Source organism: Streptomyces sp. NPDC052701 (genome assembly GCF_040678355.1).
Taxonomy (GTDB): domain Bacteria; phylum Actinomycetota; class Actinomycetes; order Streptomycetales; family Streptomycetaceae; genus Streptomyces.
In genome coordinates this window covers 212,878-229,614 of the sequence record NZ_JBFATO010000007.1, presented here as the reverse complement: position 1 = coordinate 229,614, position 16,737 = coordinate 212,878, and the positions used below count along the sequence as shown (strand labels likewise).

9 protein-coding genes and 1 pseudogene are annotated in these 16,737 nt (G+C 74.2%); 7 read left to right on the top strand and 3 right to left on the bottom strand.

Annotated features, from left to right (window positions below; all coding sequences use genetic code 11):
* From AB0L29_RS12010 to moeZ, 4 genes and pseudogenes are all read left to right on the top strand, one after another.
* Positions 1-200, top strand: a 200-nt coding sequence (locus AB0L29_RS12010; RefSeq protein WP_365825982.1) for a hypothetical protein, incomplete at its 5' end; no start/stop codon positions are given.
* A gap of 37 nt (positions 201-237) precedes the next feature.
* Positions 238-1,197, top strand: coding sequence for an NAD-dependent epimerase/dehydratase family protein (locus AB0L29_RS12005; RefSeq protein WP_365825980.1), 960 nt, complete (start codon positions 238-240; stop codon positions 1,195-1,197).
* Between the two features lie 50 nt (positions 1,198-1,247).
* Positions 1,248-1,481 (top strand): annotated as a pseudogene (locus tag AB0L29_RS12000) (phage tail protein); the annotation flags it as partial.
* Between the two features lie 63 nt (positions 1,482-1,544).
* The gene (moeZ, locus tag AB0L29_RS11995; protein ID WP_365825978.1) at positions 1,545-2,723 is read left to right on the top strand and encodes an adenylyltransferase/sulfurtransferase MoeZ; all 1,179 of its coding nucleotides are present in this window, start codon (positions 1,545-1,547) and stop codon (positions 2,721-2,723) included.
* Between the two features lie 160 nt (positions 2,724-2,883).
* On the opposite strand, the gene AB0L29_RS11990 is transcribed toward moeZ, so the two are convergent.
* The 3 genes from AB0L29_RS11990 to AB0L29_RS11980 form a co-directional block, all read right to left on the bottom strand.
* Positions 2,884-4,377, bottom strand: a complete 1,494-nt coding sequence (locus AB0L29_RS11990; RefSeq protein WP_365825976.1) for an alpha/beta hydrolase — start codon at positions 4,375-4,377, stop codon at positions 2,884-2,886.
* A 145-nt stretch (positions 4,378-4,522) separates the two neighbouring features.
* Entirely contained in the window at positions 4,523-6,067 is a 1,545-nt protein-coding gene (locus tag AB0L29_RS11985) for an alpha/beta fold hydrolase (protein ID WP_365825974.1), read from the bottom strand.
* A gap of 98 nt (positions 6,068-6,165) precedes the next feature.
* On the bottom strand, positions 6,166-8,907 hold the full coding sequence (locus tag AB0L29_RS11980) for a lysylphosphatidylglycerol synthase domain-containing protein (RefSeq protein WP_365825972.1): 2,742 nt from the start codon (positions 8,905-8,907) through the stop codon (positions 6,166-6,168).
* Positions 8,908-9,093: 186 nt separating this feature from the next.
* Here AB0L29_RS11980 and AB0L29_RS11975 point away from each other — a divergent pair, with 186 nt between their 5' ends.
* From AB0L29_RS11975 to AB0L29_RS11965, 3 genes are all read left to right on the top strand, one after another.
* The gene (locus tag AB0L29_RS11975; RefSeq protein ID WP_365825970.1) at positions 9,094-9,480 is read left to right on the top strand and encodes an MGMT family protein; all 387 of its coding nucleotides are present in this window, start codon (positions 9,094-9,096) and stop codon (positions 9,478-9,480) included.
* A 257-nt stretch (positions 9,481-9,737) separates the two neighbouring features.
* On the top strand, positions 9,738-13,055 hold the full coding sequence (locus AB0L29_RS11970; RefSeq protein ID WP_365825968.1) for an ATP-dependent DNA helicase: 3,318 nt from the start codon (positions 9,738-9,740) through the stop codon (positions 13,053-13,055).
* A gap of 127 nt (positions 13,056-13,182) precedes the next feature.
* Positions 13,183-16,734 (top strand): UvrD-helicase domain-containing protein, encoded by a 3,552-nt coding sequence (locus tag AB0L29_RS11965; RefSeq protein WP_365825966.1) that lies wholly within the window; start codon positions 13,183-13,185, stop codon positions 16,732-16,734.
* Positions 16,735-16,737: the final 3 nt, after the last annotated feature.

The following is a 16,737-nucleotide window of genomic DNA, read 5'->3' as shown; positions in this document are numbered from 1 at the left end:
TTTCTCGTGCGACCACCCAGTTCTACTCCTACGCCCACTCACTCTTTCCCTACCCCACGCTCTTCAGATCTGGTCCGGGCCCGGCGCCCCGCCCCGCCCCGCGGGCGCCCCGGCCGGCCGCAGGCGCCCGGCCCCGCCGCCGGAAGCCCCCGTACCGCCACTCCTGCAACCGCAACCCCCTGAAGGAGAACCCCGAATGATCACCCATCCATGGACCACGACCCCGGGAGCCGTCCGATGAGAGTCCTGCTGATCGGAGCCAACGGCTACATCGGCCGCTTCGTCGCCGACCGCCTGCTCGCCGACCCCGCCGTCCAGCTCACCGCCCTGGGCCGCGGCGACGACGCCGACGTCCGCTTCGACCTGGCCAGCGGCAGCCCCGGAGCCCTGACCCGCTTCCTCGACGCCGTCCACCCGGGCGTGGTCGTCAACTGCGCCGGCGCGACACGGGGCGGCGCCCGCGAGCTCATCCGCCACAACACCGTCGCCGTCGCCACCGTCTGCGAGGCGCTGCGCCGCAGCGGCTGCGGCGCCCGCCTCGTGCAGATCGGCTGCGGCTCGGAGTACGGGCCCAGCCAGCCCGGCTCCTCCACGGCGGAGGACGCCGTCCCGCGCCCCGGCGGCCCGTACGGCGTCAGCAAACTCGCCGCCACCGAACTCGTCCTCGGCTCCGGCCTGGACGCCGTCGTCCTCCGCGTCTTCTCGCCCGTCGGCCCCGGCACCCCCGCCGGCTCCCCGCTCGGCCGCCTCGCGGAGGCCCTGCGCCGCGCCATGCAGTCCGGGGACACGGAGCTCAAGCTCGGCGGCCTCGGCGCCCAGCGCGACTTCGTCGACGTCCGTGACGTGGCCCGCGCCGTCCACGCGGCCTCCCTCTCCGCCGCGCAGGGCGTGATCAACATCGGCTCGGGCCGTGCCGTGCGCCTGCGCGACGCCGCCGCGATGCTCGCCCGCGTGGCCGGCTACGGCGGCGCCCTGCACGAGCTCGACGCTCCTCCCGGTGCCCTGCGCCCGACGATCGGCCACCCCCGCCCCGACCCGGACCACGCCGCCCCGGTCGCGTACCCGTACCCGGACGGCTGCGGAAGCTGGCAGCAGGCCGACGTGCGCACCGCACGCGACCGGCTCGGCTGGCGCCCCCGCATCAACCTCGAGGAATCCCTGGCCGACATCTGGATGGAGGCGGCATGCCGTATCTGACCGGACGGTGCGGACACCGCCCCACCCGCCGTCCGCACCGCCCGGAGGCGGCCGGCCACCCGCCCGAGCGCTTCTGCCGCCTCGTCCGCGGGGTGTCCACGCCCCGCCTCGACGAGGCGGGGCGCACCGCCCGCCGACAGGGCGCCGCGACGGTCCACGTCACCGGCCGCACGGACCGCGGCGGCCGGGCCGACCCCTGGGAGGCCGTGTCCGGCTGCCGGGAGGCCGTGCCCGGCTGCTGGGACGACATCGTCTCGCGTCTCGGGACGGGTGTCTCGGAATGAAAAAGGCCGTGGCAGTGTTACGGGGAGAACAGACGTAGTGATCGACCGACCAACGGAGTCCCCGTGTCGCTGCCACCCCTGGTCGAGCCGGCCCCCGAGCTCACCGTAGACGAGGTCCGCAGGTACTCCCGCCACCTGATCATCCCCGACGTGGGGATGGACGGGCAGAAGCGGCTGAAGAACGCCAAGGTGCTGTGCGTGGGCGCCGGCGGCCTGGGCTCGCCGGCGCTGATGTACCTGGCCGCCGCGGGCGTGGGCACGCTCGGCATCGTGGAGTTCGACGAGGTCGACGAGTCGAACCTGCAGCGCCAGATCATCCACAGCCAGTCCGACATCGGCCGCTCCAAGGCCGAGTCCGCGCGTGACAGCGTCAAGGGCATCAACCCGTACGTGAACGTGGTCCTTCACGAGGAGCGGCTCGAGGCCGACAACGTGATGGACATCTTCAGCCAGTACGACCTGATCGTCGACGGCACGGACAACTTCGCCACCCGCTACCTGGTCAACGACGCCTGCGTGCTGCTGAACAAGCCGTACGTGTGGGGTTCCATCTACCGCTTCGACGGCCAGGCCTCGGTGTTCTGGTCCGAGCACGGCCCGTGCTACCGCTGCCTGTACCCGGAGCCCCCGCCCCCCGGCATGGTCCCCTCCTGCGCCGAGGGCGGCGTGCTGGGCGTGCTGTGCGCGTCCATCGGCTCCATCCAGGTCACCGAGGCCATCAAGGTGCTGACCGGTACCGGTGAGCCGCTGGTCGGCCGCCTGATGATCTACGACGCCCTGGAGATGCAGTACCGCCAGGTCAAGGTCCGCAAGGACCCGGACTGCGCGGTCTGCGGCGAGAACCCGACCGTCACCGAGCTCATCGACTACGAGGCGTTCTGCGGTGTCGTCTCCGAGGAGGCGCAGGCCGCGGCCGCCGACTCGACGATCACTCCCAAGCAGCTCAAGGAGTGGATCGACGACGGCGAGAACATCGAGATCATCGACGTCCGCGAGCCCAACGAGTACGAGATCGTCTCCATCCCGGGCGCCCGGCTGATCCCGAAGAACGAGTTCCTCATGGGCACCGCCCTGGAGGGCCTCCCGCAGGACAAGAAGATCGTCCTGCACTGCAAGACGGGTGTCCGCAGTGCGGAAGTCCTCGCGGTCCTGAAGTCCGCGGGCTTCGCGGACGCCGTGCACGTCGGCGGTGGCGTGATCGGCTGGGTCAACCAGATCGAGCCGCACAAGCCGGTCTACTGACCGGTCCTCCCGCCGGCCGGCGGGACAGCGTAAGCCCGCGGCTCCCACCTGGCCGGAGCCGCGGGCTCCTGGCGTTGCCGGCCGGCTGTCCGGTGTCCGGCGGCGGTCCGGGGCCCTGCCGCCGGCCGTGGGCCGCGGGGTGCCCGAAGCCCCGCCGCCGTCACGAGCAGACCTTGCCGTCCTCCGGCACCGAGCCGTTCAGCAGGTACGCGTTCACCGTGGAGTCGACGCAGTCGCTGCCGCTCCCGTAGGCCCCGTGGCCCTCGCCCTTCCAGGTGAGCACCACCCCGACGCCCTCGCCCAGCTCGTCCGCCATCCTCCGCGCCCCCTCGTACGGGGTGGCCGGGTCGCCGGTGTTGCCGATGACCAGGACCGGTGGCGCGCCGGGCGCGCTCACCTCCGGGGTCTCGTGCTGCCCGGCCACGGGCCAGTCGTGGCACCAGCCGGCCGTGTCCCAGCCGAGGAAGGCCCCGAACACGGGGGAGACCTTCTCGAACCGCGGCAGCAGCCTCCGGGCCTCCTCGACCGACGGCCGCTGCCTGTCGTCCAGGCACGATATGACCCGCTGCGAGTGCGTCGTCGTGCCGTAGCGCCCCGACGAATCGCGTTCGTTGTAGCCGTCGGCGAGCGCCAGCAGTTCGGAGCCGTCTCCCCGCTGCGCCGCCTTCAGGGCGGCGGTCAGCACCGGCCAGCTGTCCTTGCTGTACAGCGGCAGGAGGATGCCGGTGAGTGCCAGTGACTGCGTCAGCTTCCGTCCGGGGGAGGACGTCGACAGCGGCCGCGCGTCGAGCCGCTCCAGCAGGTCCGCGATCCTCCGCGAGCCCCGCTCGGGGTCCTGCCCCGTGGACCTGAGGTAGTCGTTCAGCGCGCGCTGGAAGCCCCGCGCCTGGTTCTCGGCGTGGCCCACCGTGTCGGCGCCGGGATCGACGACCGCGTCCAGGACCATCCGCCCCACCCGCCTGGGGAACAGGTGGGCGTGGACGCCGCCGAGTTCGGTGCCGTAGGAGATGCCGAAGTAGTGCAGCTTGGCGTCGCCGAGGACCTGGCGCATCAGATCCATGTCGCGGGCGGTGTCGGTGGTCGAGACGTGCGCCATCAGCTTCCCGGCGGCCTTCCGGCAGCCCTGGCCGAAGTCGGCCGCGTCCGCGAGGAAGGCCTTCTCCTCGGCGGGGGTGTCCGGCGTGCCGTCCACCGTCGATTCGGCGGCCTGGATCCTCCGGTCGTCGCGGCAGCGGATGCCCGCGCTGGCGCCCACGCCCCGCGGGTCCCAGCTGACCAGGTCGTACCGTTCGCGCAGCTCGGAGACGGTGGTGGCGTACGACGGCATCATGGACACGCCCGAGCCGCCGGGCCCGCCGAAGTTGAACAGCAGCGAGCCGATGCGGTCCTCCCCGCGGGCCCTGGCGCGGATCAGGGCGAGCCCGATCGTCTCGCCGTCCGGCTTCGACCAGTCCAGCGGCACCCTGAGCGTCGCGCACTGCCAGTCGCGGCCCGGGGCGGGCGAGCCACCGGTGGCCTTGCAGCGCCCCCAGTCGAGCTTCTGCGCGGCCGGCGGCCCGCCGCCCTTGCCGTCGTCGGACGAGCCGCCGGTGCAGCCCGCCGCCAGCAGCGCGGCGGCGACGGCCAGAGCCGTCCACCGTACGGAACGCGTCATGTGCCCTTCCCCCCTCGCAGGCCCTGCGCACCGTGCGGCGGAGGGCGGTCAGGCCATGGTAGGCAGATCGCACACCGGCCGCGGGAGGCTGTGGACAACGCTGTGAGCTGCTGTTCCGCCGTCGGCGCCGGCTCCGCAGGCGGCGTCAGGAACACACGGTCCCGGCCGCCGGTACCTTCCCGTCCAGCAGGTAGCCGTGCACCGCGTCCTGCACGCACTTGTTCCCGCTGTCGTACGCGCCGTGCCCCTGCCCCCGGTACGTCAGCTCCACGCCCACGCCCTCGCCCAGCGCCCGCACCATCTTCCGCGCCCCCTCGTACGGGGTGGCCGGGTCGCCGGTGTTGCCGATGACCAGGATCGGAGGAGCCCCCGGCGCGCTGACGTCGGGATGGTCGGCGGCGCCCGTCACGGGCCAGCCGGTGCAGCCGACCATGCCCCAGGCGAGGAAGTCGCCGAAGACCTCGGAGGCGGCCCGGAACGCGGGCAGCCTCTCCTCGACGTGCCCGACGCCGTACCGCGGCCTGTCGTCGGCGCAGTTGACGGCGACGTTGGCGGCGACGAGGTTGCTGTACTCGCCGTTCTCGCTGCGCCCGTTCAGGGAGTCGGCCAGCAGCAGCAGGATCCGGCCGTCACCGTCGTACGCCTGCTGAAGCCCCTCGGTGAGGTACTCCCAGAAGTCCTTCGAGTACAGCGCCTGCGCGATGCCACCGGTCGCCGCCGTCTGGGTCAGTTCGCGCGGGAAGACGCCCGGGATCGGCCTGCTGTCGAGGTCCTTCAGGAGCCTGGCGATACGGTCCTTCACGTCCTGGGCGCTGTCGCCGACGGGGCACTCCTCGGTCCTGGAGACGCAGTCCTCGGCGAAGTTGTCGAGCGCGCGCTGGAAGCCCCTGGCCTGTCCCAGCGAGCCCTGCTCGGGTGTCTGCGTCGGGTCGACGACCGCGTCGAAGACGGCCCGGCCCACGTTTCCGGGGAACAGGTGGGCGTAGACGCCGCCCAGCTCGGTGCCGTAGGAGATGCCGAAGTAGTGCAGCTTGGCGTCGCCCAGGACGTGGCGCATCAGGTCCAGGTCGCGGGCCGCGTCGGCGGTTCCGACGTGCGGCAGCATCCTTTCGGACCTCTCCTCGCAGGCCTCGTTGAACTCCTTGGTGCCCTCCAGGTACTCGGCGCGCTCGGCAAAGTCGTCGGGCGTGGCGTCCTGCTGGAAGTAGGCGTCGAGCTGCTGGTCGGTCTGGCAGATCACCGGGGCGCTGCGGCCGACCCCGCGCGGGTCGAAGCCGACCAGGTCGTAGCGGGTGCGCAGTTTCGCGTAGTCCTCGCCGAAGGCGGGCAGCGCCGTGACGCCGGAGCCGCCGGGGCCGCCGAAGTTGAAGACGAGCGAGCCGATGCGCTCGCGTGCGTCGCCGTCGGCCTCCGCCCGGATCAGCGCGAGGCCGATCGTGTCCCCCTCGGGCTTGTCCCAGTCCAGGGGGGCCTTCATGGTCGCGCACTGCCACGTGTCGCCGTCCGGCAGGGGCGAGGGGGCGTCGCCCCCGCCCTGCGCCTCCGACGGAGCCGGGCAGTCCTTCCAGCTCAGTCTCTGCTCCGTCAGGTCCTCGTCCCTGGGCTCGTCGCCGCAGCCGCCCAGCAGGGCCGACAGCAGCAGGGCGGTGACGGTGAGGGCGGCGGCGCGCGGCCGGAAGGGGCGGGGCATGCCTCCATGCTGCGACCGTACGGGGCGCGACGCGCGCGGGAGGCGGGCCGTACGAGGGAGGGACGGGGGTCCGCCGGGGCGGGACGGCGCCGCGCGCGTTACAGGGCTTCCTTGCGGGTGAGCTGGGTGAAGGCCAGCCAGCCCGGCAGCACGGGCAGCCACAGCGTCAGCAGCCGGAACAGCAGGACCGCGGGCGCGGCGACCTCCTTGGGGAGCCCCACGGCGATCAGGCCGACCGTCAGGGTCGCCTCGACCGCGCCCACACCGCCCGGTGTCGGCGCCGCGGAGCCGAGCGCGTTGCCCGCGAGGAAGACGACGGCGACGCTGGCGAGGCTGATCGAGGTCGTCTCGTCGCCGAACGCCCGGATCGAGGCGTCCAGGCACATCACGAAGCACGCGGTCAGCAGCAGCATGCCGCCGATGCCGGTGACCAGCTTCTGCGGCCGCTGCAGCACGTCGAGCATGCGCGGCACGACCCCCGCGAACAGGGACCGCACGCGCGTGACGACGAACTTGCGCAGGAACGGCACCGAGGTCACCACGAGCACGAGCACCGCCACCGTCAGCAGACCGGCGATGACCGTCCGGGACGGCGACAGCGACGGCGTCTTCTCGGTGCCGGTCAGATAGCCGAAGGCCAGCAGCATCAGGATGTGGCAGCCCAGTCCGAACAGCTGCGAGGCGCCCACGCTCGCCACCGCGAGCCCCGGCCGCACCCCCGCGCGCTGCAGGAAGCGCGTGTTGAGGGCGACACCGCCCACCGCGGCCGGCGCGACGATCTTCACGAACGACCCGGCGACCTGCGCGGCCACGGTCCGCAGGAACGGCACCCGCTCGGGCACGAACCCGAGCAGGGCCAGCGCCGCCGCGAAGTAGCTGCCCGCCGAGAACAGCACGGCCGCGGCGACCCAGCCCCACTCGGCGTTGGCGATCAGCGGCCCGAACTCGATGTGCGTGAGCTGCGTCAGCAGGAAGTACGCGCCGATCGCACCGGCGATGAAGCTGATCAGCGTGCGCGGTCTGACCCGCTCCAGACGGGCCGGCTCCACCGGCGCCTGCGGCCTGATCCGCAGCACCTCGTGCCGGATCTGGCTGAGCAGGTCCTCCTCGCGCGCCTCCTCCAGCGCCTCGTCGATGGCCCGCTTCTCGGCTCGCTGCTCCGCGCGCACGGCCTTCTTGTCGGGCTTCTCCAGGACGGGCCCGGCGTCGTCGCCGGCCTCCTCCAGGCGCGCCTGCTTGGTCTGCCGGGAGGCCTCCAGGACCGCCTCGCGCTCGCGCTGCGCCCGCTCCCGGGCCAGTCTGCGCAGCGTCGCGCGCGTGGAGCGGCTGAGCGCGATGGGCTGGAGCATCGGCAGGCAGTCCGCCACGGCGTCGGGGCCGAGCACGCCCACCGCCGAGGCCACCGCGCGTTCGGCGCCCACCCGCAGGCCCAGGGTGACCAGCAGCTGGGAGACGTCCATGCGCAGCAGCAGGTCGCCGGCCGCGATCTCGCCGACCCGCAGGTCGGTGAGGATCACCGTGCCGGAACGATCCACCAGGATCGCGTCGCCCACCAGCCTGCGGTGGGCGATGCGCCGGGACTGCAGGGACCTCACTTGCTGCCAGGTGTCGCGCAGCAGTTCGTCGGTGATCTCCTCGTCCGGCAGCGTGTCCAGGCTGCGCCCGCCGGTGTGCTCGTAGACGAGCATCACGGCGTCGGGGCCGAGTTCGGAGGTGGCGATCAGCTTGGGCGCGTTGGCGCCGGCCGCGATGGCCGCGTACGCCAGCAGCGCCTCCTGCTCCAGTGCCTGGCGCAGCGACTGCAGGCTGCTGCGGGTGGCGAAGCCCCGCAGGGTCAGGTTGCGCCACGCGCGGTAGAAGAAGCCCTGCGCCTGCTGCTCCCGGTCGACCACCGTGACGTCCAGCGGGGGGCCGTCCTCCAGGGTGACGAAGTAGCGTCGGCCGCGGTCGCCGGTGTCGGGGTTGTCCGGCGTCTCCTCGCGGGACGCGCTCACCGGGCGGAAGCCGACGGTCCGCAGGCCCGCCATCAGGGTCCGCCCGGTGGGGCGGACGTTGGGGGAGCCGACCGCGTACAGCGTGCCGTAGGCCACGGTCCAGCCGATCAGCACCGTCAGGATGATCGAGAACGGGGTCGTGTACCCGGTGACGAGCATCGAGAAGGCGTCGAGCATCAGTACGACCCACAGCACCGCGCGCCAGCGCGGTCTGCGTGACATGCCCACGGCGGTCATGTACGCGATGACCGGAGCCAGGTAGCCGTGCACGGGATCGGTGAGGGCGTGGATGTCGCCGGGCGAGGGCTGGGTGAGCGCTTCCTGGATCGAGCCGGGGGCGGCCCGGGCGACCCACAGATCGGTGGCGAGGGTCACGCCGTGCGCGAGGACCGCCGCGAGCACGCCGTCGGCGATGCGCAGCCCGTCCCGTTTGATCAGCCGTTCGACGGCGAAGGCGACGGGCACCAGCAGGATCGCGATGCTGGAGGCCAGCCCGGCGACCTTGATGAGCAGGTCGGGGGCCTGCCCGGTGCCCTTGTTGATGTCCTGTTCCAGGCCCGAGGTGGTGCCGTGCGCGAACGCGGCGACCGCCAGCAGCACGATCACCGCGAGCACGCCCACCAGCAGGCGCATCAGGTCGGAGGGCCGGTGCACGCGCGCGGGCAGCAGCGGCTCGTCGCCCTCGACCTCGTCGATGTACGCCGTGTCGGTGTCGCCCGGGTCCATGCCGGCCCCGTTGTCGGCGCCGTCGGTGTCCGGGCGCGAGGAGGCGTCGGCGGTGTCCGGGCGCGAGGGGGCGCCGGAGGTGCCCTCCGTCTTCCCGGGGTGCGCACCCTGCTGCTTCATCGTCTCTTCTTGGTCTCGTATCACCGGTCACCGCCCGCACGATGGTGGCATGCCGCACCGACACACGGGGGCATCAGGGTGCACATGCGGGGGCGGACAGTCTGCCCGAAGCGCCGCCCGCGGGCGAGGGATGCGCTCCGTCACGAGCGCGTCGCGTTGTCGGTGGGGTGGGGCAGGATGGGGCGGATGAGCGAGCAGAGCCTTCCCGACGAAGCCCGCGCGCGGTACGCGGGCGCCCCGCCCGAGTACGCCGAGCGGGTCCTCGAGGTGGCCGAACTCATTCCGCCGGGTCGTGTCATGACCTACGGGGACGTGGCCGAGTGGCTCGGGGAGGGCGGCCCCCGCCAGGTCGGCCGGGTGATGTCCCTCTACGGGGGAGGGGTGCCGTGGTGGCGCGTGGTGCGCGCGGACGGCGTCCTGCTCCCGGGCCACGAACTGAGGGCGCTCGACCGCTACCGTGCCGAGGGCACGCCCCTGAGGGAGGCGGGCAGGGCGGCCGGGGGCCACCTGCCGCGCATCGACCTGAGGCGGGCGCGGTGGGACGGCGGCGGACGCGCGGAGGGTCACACCTGACAGCTTCCGCCATCCGGCGGGCCGCCGTGTGATCCGTGATCCGATCGAGCGAAGGGGGACATCTCTGTGGCATGACGTACGTTCGTGGGACGAGGGGCATGCGTGCCGTACGTGACCGGAGGGAAGAAGGGGAAGCCCTGCTTCCGTCTCGCCCGTCGGCGTAGCGTCGGCTGCACGCGCCTCACTCACCCTCCGGCCACCGCCCTCCACGCGCGGTAGCGCCCCCACCAGCACACCTTCCAGGACCGGCGAACCACGTGAGCTCCTCCTCCACCACCAGCGGCCTGTCGCACCCCCGGGTACGACAGGGGAACCGTGGCGCTTACCGACTGGTACGTACCCCGCCGGCTCGCACCGACCCCCCCCGTCTGGACGCCGCGCAGCGCCGTGTGGTTGACCACACGACCGGACCGCTGCTCGTCCTGGCGGGCCCGGGCACCGGGAAGACCACCACGCTCGTCGAGTCCGTGGCCGCGCGCGTCGCCCGGGGCGGCGACCCCGAGCGCATCCTCGTGCTGACCTTCAGCCGCAAGGCGGCCGTCGAGCTGCGGGACCGCATGGCGCTGCGCATAGGGGCGGCGCGCGCCCCGCAGGCGACCACGTTCCACTCGTTCTGCTACGCCCTGGTCCGCGCCCACCAGGACAGCGACCTGTTCGTGGAGCCGCTGCGCCTGCTGTCGGGTCCCGAGCAGGACGTCACCGTCCGGGAGCTGCTCGCCGGGCAGGCCGACCTCGAACGGCTCGGGCTGGCGCACGTGCGCTGGCCGGACGAACTGCGCGCCTGCCTGACCACCCGCGGCTTCGCCGACGAGGTCCGCGCGGTCCTGGCCCGCAGCCGCGAACTGGGCCTCGGCCCGGACGCCCTGGACGTCTTCGCCCGCCGCACCGGACGCCCCGACTGGCGGGCCGGGGCCGCCTTCCTCGCCGAGTACCTCGACGTGCTCGACCTCCAGGGCGTGATCGACTACGCCGAACTCGTCCACCGCGCGGTGCTCCTCGCCCACCGCCCCTGGGTCGGCGAGGAGCTCGCCGCCCGGTACGACGCGGTCTACGTCGACGAGTACCAGGACACCGACCCGGCCCAGGTGCGGCTGCTGCACGCCCTCGCGGGCGGCGGACGCACCCTCGTCGCCCTCGGCGACCCCGACCAGTCGATCTACGCGTTCCGGGGCGCGGACGTGAACGGCATTCTGGAGTTCCCGTACGCCTTCCCGCGCGCGGACGGCCGCCCCGCCCCCGTCGAGGTGCTGCGCGCCTCCCGCCGCTCCGGCGCCGCCCTGCTGGCCGCCACCCGGCTGCTGACCCGGCGCATGCCGCTGCCCCGGCTGCCCGCCGACAAGGTCCGCGCCCACCGCGAGCTCACCCCACTGCGGGACGGCGGCCGCGTCGAGGTGTACACGTATCCGACACCCGGTACGGAACTGGACAACATCGCCGACATCCTCCGCCGGGCCCACCTGGAGGACGGCGTCCCCTGGGGCGACATGGCCGTCCTGGTGCGCGCGGGTGCGCGCACCATCCCCGCCGTCCGCCGCGCGCTCACGGCGGCCGGCGTGCCCCTGGACGTCGACGGCGACGACCTGCCCCTGCGTCAGGAACCGGCGGTGGCGCCGCTGCTGACGGCACTGCGGGCGGTGGCGACGGCGGAGGCGGCGCGGCAGCCCGGCGCGGAGGAACCGGGGCCGGACACCCGCTGGCTCGACACCGAGACCGCCCTCACCCTGCTCACCTCCCCGCTCGCCGGCATGGACACCGCCGACCTGCGCCGCCTCGGCCGCGCCCTGCGCGAGGAGGAGCGGGCCGCCGGCAACCCGCTGCCGCCCCCCTCGGACGAACTGCTCGCGCGCGCCCTGGCCGAGCCGGAGCGCCTGGCCGTGCACGACCCCGTGTACGCGCGGGGCGCCCAGCGCCTGGGCGCACTGCTGCGCAAGGCCCGCGAGCGCCTCGCCGGCGGCGGTACGGCCGAGGAGGCCCTGTGGGACCTGTGGGAGGGCACGCCGTGGCCCGCGCGCCTGGAGCGGGCCGCCCGGCGCGGCGGCGCGGCCGGCCGCAACGCCGACCGCGACCTGGACGCCGTGTGCGCGCTGTTCGCGACCGCCGCGCGCGCGGAGGAGCGCACCGGCGGCCGGGGCGCCCTGAACTTCCTGGAGGAGATCGAGGCCGAGGACATCGCCGCCGACACCCTCACGCGGCGTGCCGTGCGCCCCGACGCCGTACGCCTGATGACCGCGCACCGCGCCAAGGGCCTGGAGTGGTCCCTCGTCGTCGTCGCGGGCGTCCAGGAGGGCCTGTGGCCGGACCTGCGCCGCCGCGGTTCCCTGCTGGAGGCCGACCGCATAGGCCGCGACGGACTCGCCGAACCCCTCACCCCGGGAGCGCTGCTCGCCGAGGAACGGCGGCTGTTCTACGTGGCCGCCACCCGCGCACGCGACCGGCTCGTCGTCACGGCGGTGAAGGCCCCCGCCGACGACGGCGACCAGCCCTCCCGCTTCCTGGCCGAGCTCGGTGTCGAGCCCAAGGACGTCACGGGCCGCCCGCGCCGCCCCCTGTCCGTCGCCGCGCTCGTCGCCGAACTGCGCGCCACGACGGTCGACCCGCGCGTGTCCGACGCCCTGCGGGAGGCCGCCGCCCGCCGCCTGGCCCGGCTCGCCGCGCTCGCCGACGAGGACGGCCGCCCCCTGGTCCCCTCGGCGCACCCCTACCGCTGGTGGGGCATGTTCGAGCCGACCGAGTCCAAGGTGCCGCTGCGCGACCGCGACCAGCCCGTCGTGCTGTCCGGCAGCGCCCTGGACCAGCTCGCCAACACCTGTGCCCTGCAGTGGTTCCTGGGCCGCGAGGTGAAGGCCGACGCCCCCGCGACCGCCGCCCAGGGCTTCGGCAACGTGGTGCACGTCCTCGCCGACGAGGTGGCCTCCGGACACACCCCGGCCGACCTCGCCGTCCTCATGGAGCGCCTGGACTCCGTGTGGAACGCGCTGGCCTTCGACGCGCCGTGGAAGTCGGCGCAGGAGAAGGAGAACGCGCGCGTGGCGCTCGAACGCTTCCTGAAGTGGCACGTCATGGACCGGGCCGGACGCACGCCCGTCGCCAGCGAGCACGACTTCGACGTCACCCTGGAGGCGGGCGACTACCAGGTCCGCATCCGCGGCCAGATGGACCGCGTCGAGGCGGACGGCGACGGCCGCGCCTACGTCGTCGACTTCAAGACCGGCAAACAGGCGCCCACCGCCGCCGAGGTGGCCCGCCACCCCCAACTGGCCGTCTACCAGCTCGCCGTCCGCGAGGGCGCCGTCGACGAGGTCTTCGACGGCCACCGCCCCGAACCGGGCGGCGCCGAGCTCGTCCAGCTGCGCCGGGGCGCCGCCCGGCGGGACGGCGGCGAGACCCTGCCCAAGGTGCAGGCCCAGGAGCCCCTGGAAGGGGCGGCGGGGGAGTGGGTCGGCGAGCTGCTGGCCACGGCCGCCGGCAAGGTCCTCGACGAGCGGTTCACCCCCACCGCCGGCCAGCACTGCACGCACTGCGCCTTCCGGGCCTCGTGCAGCGCGCGGCCCGAGGGACGGCACGTCGTCGAGTGACCCCCGCTGCGCGGCACCGCGCGCCGGCGGACGTGACGCACCACACCTCATGTGCTGACCTGTGTTTCTTCCGTCCCGTCCGCCGATCCGGCATCCGTTGTCGGCGGCCGCCGCTAGCCTCTCTCGGGTGCCCGCTCGTATCACCCACCCCGATCAGCTCAAGGAGCTCCTCGGCATCCCGTTCACCCCGGAGCAGACGGCCTGCATCACCGCGCCGCCCGCCCCGCAGGTGATCGTGGCCGGGGCCGGCTCGGGCAAGACGACCGTGATGGCGGCGCGTGTGGTCTGGCTGGTCGGCACCGGCCAGGTCGCCCCCGAGCAGGTCCTCGGGCTCACCTTCACCAACAAGGCCGCCGGCGAACTCGCCGAGCGCGTGCGCAAGGCCCTGGTCAAGGCGGGCGTCACCGACCCGGACGTCATCGACCCGGACAACCCGCCGGGCGAGCCGGTGATCTCCACGTACCACGCCTTCGCGGGCCGCCTGCTGACCGACCACGGCCTGCGCCTGGGCCTGGAACCTGCCTCCCGCCTGCTGGCCGACGCCACCCGCTACCAGCTCGCCGCACGGGTCCTGCGCGAGGCCCCCGGGCCGTACCCCGCGCTGACCCGCTCCTTCCCGGACCTCGTGGGCGACCTCCTCGCCCTGGACGCCGAGCTCGCCGAACACCTCGTACGGCCCGAGGACCTGCGCGCCCACGACACCGAGCTGCTGCGCACCCTGGAGACGGCCGAGCTCACCAACGCCGACCTGCGCAAGGTCCCCGAGGCGGCCGCCGCCCGCCGCGAGCTGGCCGGCCTGGTGATCCGCTACCGGGCCGCCAAGCGCGAGCGCGACCTGCTCGACTTCGGCGACCAGATCGCCCTGTCGGCGCGGCTCGCCGCGATCCCGGAGGTGGGCCGCATCCTGCGCGAGGAGTTCCGCGTGGTCCTCCTCGACGAGTACCAGGACACCTCCGTCGCCCAGCGCGTCCTGCTGGCGGGCCTGTTCGGCGGGGGCACCGGCCACCCGGTGACCGCGGTCGGCGACCCCTGCCAGGCGATCTACGGCTGGCGCGGCGCCTCCGTCGCCAACCTCGACGACTTCCCCGAGCACTTCGCGCACGCCGACGGCCGCCCCGCCACCCGCCAGGCGCTCAGCGAGAACCGCCGCAGCGGCGGCCGCCTCCTGGACCTCGCCAACGGCCTCGCCGAGCCCCTGCGCGCCCTGCACGCGGGCGTGCAGGCCCTGCGCCCGGCCCCCGGCGCCGAACGGAACGGCCTGGTCCGCTGCGCCCTGCTGCGCACCCACGCCGAGGAGATCGAGTGGGTCGCCGACTCCATCGCCCACCTCGTGAACACCGGCAAGGCGCCCGGCGAGATCGCCGTCCTGTGCCGCACGGCGGCCGACTTCGCCGAGATCCAGGGCGCGCTGGTGGCCCGGGACGTCCCCGTGGAGGTGGTCGGCCTCTCCGGACTGCTGCACCTGCCCGAGATCGCCGACCTGGTCGCCGTCTGCGAGGTCCTCCAGGACCCCGGCGCCAACGCCTCCCTGGTCCGGCTGCTGACCGGCCCGCGCTGGCGCATCGGCCCGCGCGACCTCGCCCTGCTGGGGCGGCGGGCCCGGCTGCTCGTGTCCCGCGCGCCCGTGACGGACGGCGACGACCCCGACCGGCGGCTCGCCGAGGCCGTCGAGGGGATCGACCCGTCCGAGGTGATCTCGCTCGCCGACGCCCTCGACACCTTCCTGGAGACGCCGCTGGACGGCCGCGGGGACGACGACGGCCTGCCCTTCTCGCCCGACGCGCGCGTGCGCTTCGCCCGCCTCGCCGCCGAACTGCGCGACCTGCGCCGCTCCCTGTCCGACCCGCTCATGGACGTCCTGCACCGTGTCCTGGCCGTCACCGGCCTGGAGGTCGAACTGTCGGCGTCCCCGCACGCCCTGGCCGCCCGCCGCCGCGAGACCCTGTCGAACTTCCTGGACGTCGCCGCCTCCTTCGCCGCCGGCGACGACGAGGCGACCCTGCTGGCCTTCCTCGCCTTCCTGCGCACCGCCGCCCAGTACGAAAAGGGCCTCGACAACGCCCTGCCCGGCGGCGAGAACACCGTCAAGGTGCTCACCGCGCACAAGTCCAAGGGCCTGGAGTGGGACGTGGTGGCCGTCCCCGGCCTGGTCACCGGCACCTTCCCCAGCACCCAGGGCCGCGAGAAGTGGACCGCGCAGGGCAGGGTGCTGCCGCACGCGCTGCGCGGCGACGCCGACACCCTGCCCGACGTGGAGAGCTGGGACTCCCGGGGCCTGAAGGCCTTCCACGAGGCCATGAAGGACCACCAGCACACCGAGGAGCTCCGCCTCGGCTACGTCACCTTCACCCGCCCCCGCTCCCTGCTCCTGGGCTCCGGCCACTGGTGGGGCCCCGCCCAGAAGAAGCCGCGCGGACCGTCCGCGTTCCTGTGGGCCCTGCACGATCACTGCGCGGCCGGGTACGGCGAGATCGAGGCGTGGGCGGACGAACCCGCCGAGGGCGAGGAGAACCCCGCCCTGCACCGGGCGGCCGCCGACCAGGTGTGGCCCCTGCCCCTGGACGACACGGCCATGGCCCGGCGCCGGGCGGCGGCGGAAACCGTCCTGGCCCACCTGGACGCCCTCGCCGCCCGCGAGGACGGCCGCCCCGCAGCCGTACACGACCCGGACAGCCACGACGACCCGGACTGGCCCCCGCCACCGGACGACGAGGAAGCCCTCCACGAGGAAGCCCTCCACGAGGAGGCCGCCCCCTTCTTCGAGGAGGACGACCCCTTCCTCGGAGAGGACGAGCACCTCCTCGCGCCGGACCCGCAGGACCCGGACGGATGGGAGTCCTGGCCGGCGGACCGCCCGGCCATTCCCCGCCAGGCGCCGCCCCCGGACCCGGCCGGACACCCCGCCGCGCGCGAGGGGGCGCGCCCCCACCCCGCGGGACCGGACCCCCTCACCCCCGAGGAGGCCCGCGTCGTCGCCTCCTGGGACCGCGACCTCGACGCCCTCACCGGAGAGCTCCTGCGCGCCCGCGAGAGCGTCACCGAGGTCCCCCTGCCCACCTCCCTGACCGCCTCCCAGCTGCTGCACCTGGCCGCCGACCCGGACGGCTTCGCGCAGGAACTGGCCCGCCCCATGCCCCGCCCGCCGCAGCCCGCGGCACGCCGGGGCACCCGCTTCCACGCCTGGGTCGAGGCCCGCTTCGAAGAGCTGACCCTGCCCATGCTGGAACCCGGGGAACTGCCCGGCGGCGACGCCGAGATCGCCGACGAGCGTGATCTGGAGGCCCTCAAGGACGCCTTCGAGCGCACCGAGTACGCGCACCGCACGCCCTACCGCGTGGAGGCCCCCTTCCAGCTCGCGATCGCCGGCCGTGTCGTACGGGGCCGCATCGACGCCGTCTACAAGGAGGGCGACGGCGAGGAGGCCAGGTACGAGATCGTCGACTGGAAGACGAACCGCGGCCGCACCGCCGACCCGCTCCAGCTCGCGGTGTACCGGCTGGCCTGGGCCGAGCAGCAGGGAGTGCCCCTGGAGTCGGTCACGGCCGCGTTCCTGTACGTGCGCAGCGGCGAGGTCGTCCGGCCGGACGGCCTGCCGGACCGGGCCGGGCTGGAGAGGCTGCTGCTGGGGGAGCCCTCCGGTGACGAACCGCACGATCAGGACGTCACCGCGGGCCGATAGGCT

What these genes read in the sequence shown, in the direction of transcription:
- AB0L29_RS12005 (WP_365825980.1), top strand. Translation starts at nt 238, where the DNA reads ATGAGAGTCCTGCTGATCGGAGCCAACGGCTACATCGGCCGCTTCGTC.
- AB0L29_RS11990 (WP_365825976.1), bottom strand. Translation starts at nt 4,377, where the DNA reads ATGACGCGTTCCGTACGGTGGACGGCTCTGGCCGTCGCCGCCGCGCTG.
- AB0L29_RS11985 (WP_365825974.1), bottom strand. Translation starts at nt 6,067, where the DNA reads ATGCCCCGCCCCTTCCGGCCGCGCGCCGCCGCCCTCACCGTCACCGCC.
- AB0L29_RS11980 (WP_365825972.1), bottom strand. Translation starts at nt 8,907, where the DNA reads ATGAAGCAGCAGGGTGCGCACCCCGGGAAGACGGAGGGCACCTCCGGC.
- AB0L29_RS11975 (WP_365825970.1), top strand. Translation starts at nt 9,094, where the DNA reads ATGAGCGAGCAGAGCCTTCCCGACGAAGCCCGCGCGCGGTACGCGGGC.